6 protein-coding genes and 1 pseudogene are annotated in these 8,869 nt (G+C 45.1%); 1 reads left to right on the top strand and 6 read right to left on the bottom strand.

All coding sequences use genetic code 11. From position 1 onward, the window contains the following. From VIP81_RS22840 to VIP81_RS22815, 6 genes and pseudogenes are all read right to left on the bottom strand, one after another. Window positions 1-258 (bottom strand): annotated as a pseudogene (locus VIP81_RS22840) (hypothetical protein); the annotation flags it as partial. Between the two features lie 102 nt (window positions 259-360). After that, a complete protein-coding gene (locus tag VIP81_RS22835; RefSeq protein ID WP_331966846.1) occupies window positions 361-1,923 on the bottom strand; it encodes a RagB/SusD family nutrient uptake outer membrane protein in 1,563 nt (520 codons plus the stop codon). 21 nt (window positions 1,924-1,944) lie between these two features. After that, complete coding sequence (locus VIP81_RS22830; protein WP_331966844.1) at window positions 1,945-5,313, bottom strand: TonB-dependent receptor; 3,369 nt, start codon at window positions 5,311-5,313, stop codon at window positions 1,945-1,947. Between the two features lie 301 nt (window positions 5,314-5,614). Then, window positions 5,615-6,784 carry a FecR domain-containing protein gene (locus VIP81_RS22825; RefSeq protein WP_331966842.1) on the bottom strand — a complete coding sequence of 390 codons (1,170 nt, stop codon included), beginning with the start codon at window positions 6,782-6,784 and terminating at the stop codon, window positions 5,615-5,617. 87 nt (window positions 6,785-6,871) lie between these two features. Continuing rightward, on the bottom strand, window positions 6,872-7,462 hold the full coding sequence (locus VIP81_RS22820) for an RNA polymerase sigma factor (protein WP_331966839.1): 591 nt from the start codon (window positions 7,460-7,462) through the stop codon (window positions 6,872-6,874). A 102-nt stretch (window positions 7,463-7,564) separates the two neighbouring features. Next, on the bottom strand, window positions 7,565-8,470 hold the full coding sequence (locus VIP81_RS22815) for a YheT family hydrolase (RefSeq protein WP_331966837.1): 906 nt from the start codon (window positions 8,468-8,470) through the stop codon (window positions 7,565-7,567). A gap of 102 nt (window positions 8,471-8,572) precedes the next feature. Here VIP81_RS22815 and VIP81_RS22810 point away from each other — a divergent pair. Then, the coding region (locus VIP81_RS22810; RefSeq protein WP_331966835.1) for an AraC family ligand binding domain-containing protein at window positions 8,573-8,869 on the top strand (297 nt) is incomplete at its 3' end.

Genomic DNA, 8,869 nt, shown 5'->3' with positions numbered 1-8,869 from the left:
GGCACTACCGCCGGTAAGCGTAAAACCAAAACCATCTATAGCCTGAAATTTCTTTGCCTCCTCTACTTCAATGGTAGCAATACCTTTATCTGTAGTGGTAAAGGGCAGCGTAGTGGGTTGTTGCTGCAGGGCAATTGATTTTTCGGGAGAAGTTAACCAGTAACTGATCTCTTTTGATTTTTTCTGCTGGCCTTTAACAGCGGCGGAGGTGCCTGCCAGTAAGGCGAGGCAACATAAAAGCTGACTGGTTGTTTTCATATCGCAAAGGAATTATTCCAGGCAAAAGTAATCCCAAAAAATTCAGGATGCTAACAGAAATAATCAGCTGTCAGCATCCTGAAATCCGGGACTACGGGAAACTTATTGTGATGCCCATTCTTTACTCTGCTTCAGTTTTGTATTCTCCAGTTCCAACTGTGGAATGGGTAATATTTCATTCTTCGGCGTAAAGTTTCGTTTAGGCATGATAGGTGCAAAAGCGGCGGCGGCCTGACCTGTTCTCACCAGGTCAAAGAAGCGGTGTCCTTCTCCGGCCAGTTCCAGTCTTCTTTCCTTGAAAATATTATCGAAAGTAGCAGGAATAGCTCCCAGGCCAACACGGGCCCTTACTGCTGCCAGCAATGCATACGCGCGGGTACCGGCGCCACTGCCTTCTCCGGCATTCACACGGGCTTCGGCTTCCATCAGGTAAGTATCTGCCAAACGGATTTCATACAGATTCTGTGGAAAATTCAGCACCATCTCTCCTCCACCGGTGGAAGCATTCGACTGCCGTCCGGCAAACTTATTCAGGAAATAGCCGGTGTCATCAAAACTGGTGACATAATGTACTTTCTTGGTTTTAACAAGACTGTCCATATCCAATACAGTAGCCCCAAAACGCGGATCATAGTGAATAGCTCCATACAGCTCTTTACTAACGATCAGGAATCCCCAACCGGCTACGTAGTCCGGAGCATTGGCAGAGTCTTTGGCATAAGACCTCGGACCGCACAGGATATTCAGGATATTACCTTCTGTTTTAGGTACGCCATCTGTCCAGTTACCGCCGGAAATGGAGTTGAAGGATACTTCGAAAATAGATTCGCTGTTGAATTTACTGGCATCATCTGATTTCCAGAGACTGGCAAAATCTTTCACCAGGTTGTAATTATATTTCGCACTGGGTTGTCCGGGTACATCCCCATTTACTTCCTTCAGTTCAGCGGCAGCTTCTGTCCATTTCTTCTCGTATAAATATACTTTACCCAGTAAAGCATGCGCTACACCTTTACCTACACGGCCACCTTCGCCTAAACGTGGAGGCACGTCCGGTAAATTACTTTCTGCAATGGCATCTTTCAAATCCTGCTCGATTTGTTTGTATACCTCCTCTGGCGATACCTGCAACACATTATTCATCTGATCTGCAGGAACTGGTTCTGTAAACAGCGGAATATTCCTGAAGAAACGAACCAGGTCAAAGTAAAAATGTGCACGCAGAATCTTGGTTTCTGCCGCGTATCTTTTTTTCAGATTATCATCCATGGGTACACCCGGTAACTTGGCCAGGAGTGTGTTGGCACGGAATATACCGGAAAAACCTTTCTTCCATAATTCATCCTGCGGACCAAAAGCCGGGGTAACGGTAAAACGGGTTAATACCTGGAATACATTGATGTCGGTGGGACTACCGCCGCCTGTCCAATGATCATCAGAAGCAGCATCCATCGCACCTACTTTAGTGGTGTAATCACCTCCCTGCCAGCCTACCACATCGTATACCGCAATCAATCCGTTAAAAGCCTGTTGCTGGTTCTGGTAATAGTTAGATTCCAGGAAACTTCCTTTAGGTGCTACCTCCAGGAATTTGTTGCTACACGCATTGATGAATTGCATGCCTGCGGCTAATGCCACTATATATTTGAAATTTTTTCTTTTCATTTTCAATCAGCTTTAGAAGTATTAGAAAGTAACATTCAAACCACCCATGAAGGAACGCGCCTGTGGATAAATACCGCGATCAATGCTCAGCGCATCGGTACCGCCAATTTCCGGATCATAACCCGTGTATTTGGTAATGGTCAACAGGTTTTCGCTCATCACGTATACCCGTATTTTCTGTAAACCGATTCTCTTGGTTACGCTGCCTGGCAGAGAGTAACCTATCTGCAGGGTTTTAATTCTGAAGTAGCTGCCATCTTCCAGGTAATAAGCCGATGCATTGCTGTAGTTATGGTTTTTATCTGTTACACTCAATTTTGGAACACTATTGCTGGTACCCTCACCAGTCCAGCGATCCAGGGCTTTGGTTTGCCAGTTGGCCGTAGCAATATCCAGGCGACGTAAACCCTGGAAAATTTTATTTCCGGCAGCACCCTGACCAAATACGATGATGTCAAAACCTTTGTAAGCCGCACTGATGGTGGCACCATATGTCCAGCTGGGAGTAGGATTGCCGATAAATTTCCGGTCTTTATTCGTGATAACGCCATCTCCATCCAGGTCTTCCCAACGGAAATCACCCGGCTTGGCATCCGGCTGAATTTTACCGCCACTTTTATTTACCCATTCATCCACTTCTTTCTGATTCTGGAAAATACCCAGTGACTGATAACCATAAAAGGAGTTGAAAGCTGTTCCTACCTTCGTTTTCACAATATCACTCATACCCTGGAAATTAATTACTTTGTCGTTCAATGATTCTACACCATTACCCAGGAAAGTAACTTTGTTTTTCAGGTGGGAGATATTACCATTAGCAGAGAACGCTACTTCTCCGAGTTTGGCACGATAGCCTAATTCCAGTTCGAGGCCGCGGTTTTCCATACTTCCTACGTTAGCTGCCGGATTATCGATGGCGCCAACATAAGCCGGAATACGGGGCTTCATTAAAATATCTTTCGTCTTTTTATTATACCAATCGAAACCAACGGTGATATTACGCAGTACAGTGGCTTCAAAACCGATGTTGGTCTGACTGGTAGATTCCCATTTCAAATTGGGATTGGAAGGTGCATTGGGACTGTATCCTACCACATAACCGGGTTTACCATCCAAACTAACAAACGTATAATTCCTGCCGCTACCAATGGTAGACAGGTAGGCCAGATCTCCAATATCATCACTACCTACCGTACCGTAACCACCACGGAATTTCAGGAAGTCGACCACTTTATTTTCAGGCCAGAACCCCTCTTTAGAAGTTACCCATCCAACGGAATAAGAGGGGAAAATACCATAGCGGTTATTCGCACCAAAACGACTGGATCCATCCCGGCGCACAATCGCTTCTGCCAGGTATTTTTCTCCGTAGTTATAGTTCAACCGACCAAAGAGAGAAGACACTTTATGCTCTATTCCTTCGCTACCATCAGAAATGCGGTTAGCAGCAGATGATTTAAAGTTCAGGGATGCCTGGTCAAAAGTTTCTGCTGGTATATCGTAGAAACTAACATTGATTGATCTGGAACGGTTCTCCATATAAGCGCCCTGACCAGCCAGCAAAGTAACATTATGCAAGCCAAAGCCTCTGGTATAGGAAATCGTATTTTCCAGGTTAAAGTTATAGTTCTGATTCTGACCGCGCTTAAAACTGGTACGCGGTGTAATGCTGGAACTATTCAGGTAAGAGATAGGTGTAAAAGTTTCATCTCCATAGAAAGCTAATTTTGCACCAATAGTAGAGCGGATTCTTAAACCTTTTACCGGTTCCATTTCGAGGTAAGTATTACCTACGATGTTATGCGACCAGTTATAATTACCAAGGCGGGTAGAAATATAAGCCAGGGGATTGGTAATCTCCTGTGTTACAATATCGGAGATGCCATAAAAGCGTCCCTGGGCATCTGTTCTCGCACCAATGTTCTTGTATTTGCTCAGTGCAGCTTCCGCAGGATCTGTTACAATAGCAGGTGTAATAGGATCCAGGTTGATCGCAGAACTTAATGGTCCACCAAATTCATTATTCGTATTACCAATACCAATTGTTTTTTCGTAAGAATAACCTACGTTCTCGCCCCAGGTGAGCCATGGCGTAATTTTATGCGTGGTATTGACACGGAAATTGGCGCGCTCATATTTTGAAATAGCACTGGCTACAATACCTTCCTGTTTCAGAAATCCAAAGGAAGTATAGAAAGTAGATTTATCAGTACCACCACTGATACTCAGCTCATGATTCTGGCGGGTTGCGCTGTTATTAAAAATCTGCGCCTGCCAGTCTGTTCCCTTACCATATGATTTGGGATCAGCAAATACCGGCGTACCACCATCATTGGTAACTGCTTCATTTCTTAAAGTAGCATATTGGGTGGCATCCAGCAGTTTCAGTTTATGCGCAGGTGCAGAAGTACCGTAGTAGCCATTGTAGCTGACAGTAATTTTACCCATCTTACCTTTTTTCGTGGTAACGAGGATTACACCGGCAGCCGCACGTGCTCCGTAAATGGCCTGGGAAGCAGCATCTTTCAATACCTCTACCGATTCTATATCGTACTGGTTCAGATAACCAATACCACCATTATCTACTACTACTCCATCTACTACCCACAACGGATTGTTATTATTAAAAGAGGTAATACCCCTTACCCGAACGGAAGAAGAAGACCCGGGTTGTCCGGAACTGGCAGCTACCGTTAAACCGGATGTACGGCCCTGTAATACCTGCTCAATACGGGTTACCGGCTGCGACTCAATATCGGCCGCACGAACGCTGGAAATAGCGCCGGTTACCACACTTTTCTTCTGGATACCATATCCTACCACCACCGTTTCCGTAAGCGCTGTGTTAGCCGGTTTCAATTGTATCCGCAACGGACTGGCAGATGCCGTCACCGTTTTAGGATCGTATCCGATAAAGGAAATCAGCAGCACACTTTTACTATTCGGGACTCTCAGGCTAAATTTTCCATCTGCATCTGCCGCGGTGCCACTACCAGAATTCTGAATCCGGATAGTTGCGCCCGGAATAGGCTCTCCTGTCTCATTCACAATTCTACCGGTAACGGTTATACTGGAATCTGCCTGCCCCTTTTCCGGAAATACATTCACGAGGGTAATACGGTTTCCTTCTACCACATAAGCCAATGGCTTATTCCGCAGGCAAACGTCCAATGCTTCCTTTACCGATACATTGGTAACATCTACATTCACATTAGCGAAAGAAGACAATAATGCTTCATCATACACCACAGAGATCCCCGCTTGTCGCGCCACTTCCTTCAGTACTTTCTTTAACGGTGCATTTTTTTCTGAGAGAGTGATCTGCTGCGACAATCCTTTTGCGCTGATATGCAGGCAAGCTGTGAGTAGCAAAAAGGCGGTCATTTTCATAACGCAGAACATTTTGGTTGATAGTAATTTCCGGGTACAGGAAATTATACCACATAAGTTTAATTGCATACTTTTGTAGTGTTTGGGAATTCTTGTAAAATAGTTCTTCGATTAAGGGATTGATTTTCAAGGGATGCCCAGACATATACCGGCAGTGTTGCGAGCACTTCCGGTTTTTTTTGGGCATACGTTCCCTGACTAGCTTGTCTCGGTTGTTGCCATCTTGATTAAAAGTTTATCAGTTTTTACTAATTATACGTGGATTGCCACAACGTGGAAGCAGCAATTTTTAAACTTTTTTTTATCTTATAACGGTTAATTTCCTTCCCTCGAGATTAAATTTGGCGCCACTGCTTTCCAGCAACGACAACATTTCTGACAATGGCAGGTTCCTGTTAATCCTGCCACCAAAAAGCCGCTTATCAACTGTCTTAGTGTCTACGTCTATATCGTACCAACGGGCTAACTGTCGTAAAATGATATTTATATTGGCATTATCGAATTCAAAAAATCCTGTCTTCCACGCCACTACTCCCTGTACATCTGCGTTACGTACAGACATCACCCCGGTGCTGTTATCAATAGCCGCCTGCTCTCCCGGCTTAAGGTATTTTTCTACTCCACCCTGTTTCACTTTCACCGCTCCACTCACCAACGTCGTTCTCAACTCCTCCTCATCATCATAAGCCATAATATCGAAACCTGTACCCAATACCTGTACTTCCATGCTATTCACTTTCACAATAAAAGGTTGCTTGGCATTTTTCTTCACTTCAAAATAGCCCTGACCCTGCATTTCCACTGTACGGTTATTTCCTGTAAAAGCAGTGGGATAACGTAAGCTGGAAGCAGAGTTCAGCCATACCTGTGTACCATCCGGCAACACAATGGTAAACTGACCGCCACGTGGTACCTTCAGCATGTTGTAGCCTATAGCCGCATTATTCCCTGCACTGGCGTATTGCAGCTCTCCATTCTTCTGTTCCACTTTAGTACCTCCCTGTTGTATCACCTGGTTACCCGCACTATCTAAGGTTACTACCGATCCATCTGCCAGTGTAAGCACGGCTTTGTTGGTACCCGGTTTCACGTCTTGCGCTTTCAGGGACGCCAGTACCGGCGGTGCTGCCGGTGTATGTAAACGATAAAATACGGTAACACCTGTTGTGAGTAATACGGCAACACCAGCGGCAACACCCCATTTCCACAACCGGGAAACCCGCATCTGTACTACTTTCTCCCGACCAATAGTTTCCATTAACCTGGATTCCATGCGGTTACTTAATTCTTCCGGTATAGCCGGCTGCGCTTTCATAATACGCTCGAAATCCTGCTGCATAACCGCCAGCAGTGGCTTGTGCGTATCGGAAGTTAACAGCCAGCTATATAAAGTGGCCATCTCCTCCGGACTGCATTGCCCGTCAAGGTATTTTTTTAAAAGTGCTTCCTGGTAGTCTTCCGGTAGATTCATTATTGTGATGCAGAGCTATTTGAACACAAGCCCTGTATATAATATCCGGAAATAGAGAAAGAGGGTACCCCCGTGGAAAAATATTTTTTAAATAATAGCAGCCAGCAGAAATGCTGCCACCAGGATATCCCCATGACGGAAGATATAATCCTGTATAAACCGCATGCTGAGGACCATATGCTTTTTAACGGTATCGCGGGAGATACCCAATATGGCGGCGGCTTCATCGTATGTTTTACCTTCCTGCCGGCAAAGCCGGAATACATTTAAACGCTGCGTCGTCATCTGACTCAATGCCTCCTGGAAAAGACGGTCATACTCCCGGGCCCTTACTGCCAGATCAGTTAACCCCGCATCCTGCTGCACCAACTGCAGGAACAATTGTTCCCGCATCTGCTCATCGGTAGATAATTTAGCAATCGTCTTAAAAACATGATTACGGGCAATCCGGTAAAGATAACCACTGAAGGAAAGTTGTGGGTTAATACGCTCCCTGATTTCCCATATCTTCAGAAACACATCATGTACAAGGTCCTCCGCCAGGGAAGGCACTTTGCAAAAGCGTAACAGGTAGATATAGAGTGAAGAATGGTAGTGCCGGTAAATACTGGAAAAAGCCAATTCATCGCCCCCTATCATCCGCAATAACACCTCCTCTTCTGATGGCATTCGCTCCATTGAGTATAACAATTTTTTAAATGATGCACACCGTTCGGATGTAAATTATAAAAAAGCATGAATAATACCAATAACACTATAGCGTTACATGAATGGTACAAACTACACTTCCTGCACAAAGGTCAATGCCCTCTTTTCTGACCAGTAAAACTCCTCCCCAAATCTCACAAAACCCACGTGGCCACCCTGATGCGGCGTTTCCAAAAATACATACGGACTATCAGCAGCTATCTCGTAAGGATAACATGCTTTACCCAGAAATGGATCATCCTGCGCATTGATAATCAACACGGGAATCCGGATATCAGGTAATAAAGGACGGGAACTGCATTGCTCCCAATAAGTGAGGGCATCTTTAAAGCCGTGCATAGGCGCCGTATAGCGGTCATCGAACTGCCGGAAGGACTTTACCTCAGCATAATTATCCAGGCGAATGCTGCCCGGAAATTGCTGCTCCTTTAACCGCAGCTTTTCACCCAGATCCCGGATAAACCGCTGCATATATATAATGTTATGCCTTTTCTCCAACTCCGCAGATCCACTCTTCAAATCACAAGGCACAGAAATAGCTACTGCTGATTTAATCACCCCCACTGCGGCATTACCGCGCTCACCGAGATATTTCAACGTTACATTCCCTCCCAGCGAAAAACCCACCAGGTGTATAGCCGTATATTTTTTCAACGATAGCAGGTAGGTGATCACCGTATGTAAATCACCCGTTTCTCCACTATGATAAAAACGAAGGTTCTTGTTGGGCTCACCACTACAGCCCCGGAAATTCATAGACACCGTATCAAATCCTGCCCCATTGAAGATATGCACCATCCCTAACACATACTTACGGGTAGTATTCCCTTCCAGCCCATGCAAAATGACCACGATGCTTTTACTCCCCCGTTCACTGAAATCAAGGTCCAGGAAATCATTATCAGGCGTGGTAATGCGCTCCCGCCGGTAAGCAGCGGGCTTAATACTACGAAATAAAGAAGGATAGATCGTCAGCATATGACGATTCTGTAATAAAAAAGGCGCTTGATAATCTGAATTGTGTAACACCGGCATGCGGCGAAATTACGATTCGTAGCCCTTAATTCGTAATTTCGCCGCATGTCGCTGCCCACCTTCGGTATTGAAAAAATCTTTAATCTTCCTTATAAAAAGGAAGATTTCAAAATCGTACATCATGCGCCCATCAATATGCCGGTGATCCCCGAGGCACATAAACATGATTTTTTTATGTTGATGATGATCACGCAGGGCAGCGGCACACATACGATCGACTTCAAAGATTATAAGGTAAGCAACCGGACCATTTTTTTCCTCGCACCAGGCCAGGCACACCAATGGCAGCTGTCTAAAAACACCAGTGGCTACCAATTGATGTTTTCTGCAGCGTTTATGCTG

Origin of the sequence: Chitinophaga sp., from assembly GCF_036566945.1 — a bacterium.
GTDB lineage: Bacteria > Bacteroidota > Bacteroidia > Chitinophagales > Chitinophagaceae > Chitinophaga.
Note: the sequence above shows the minus strand (reverse complement) of the source record. Positions and strands in the feature narration are given on the sequence as shown.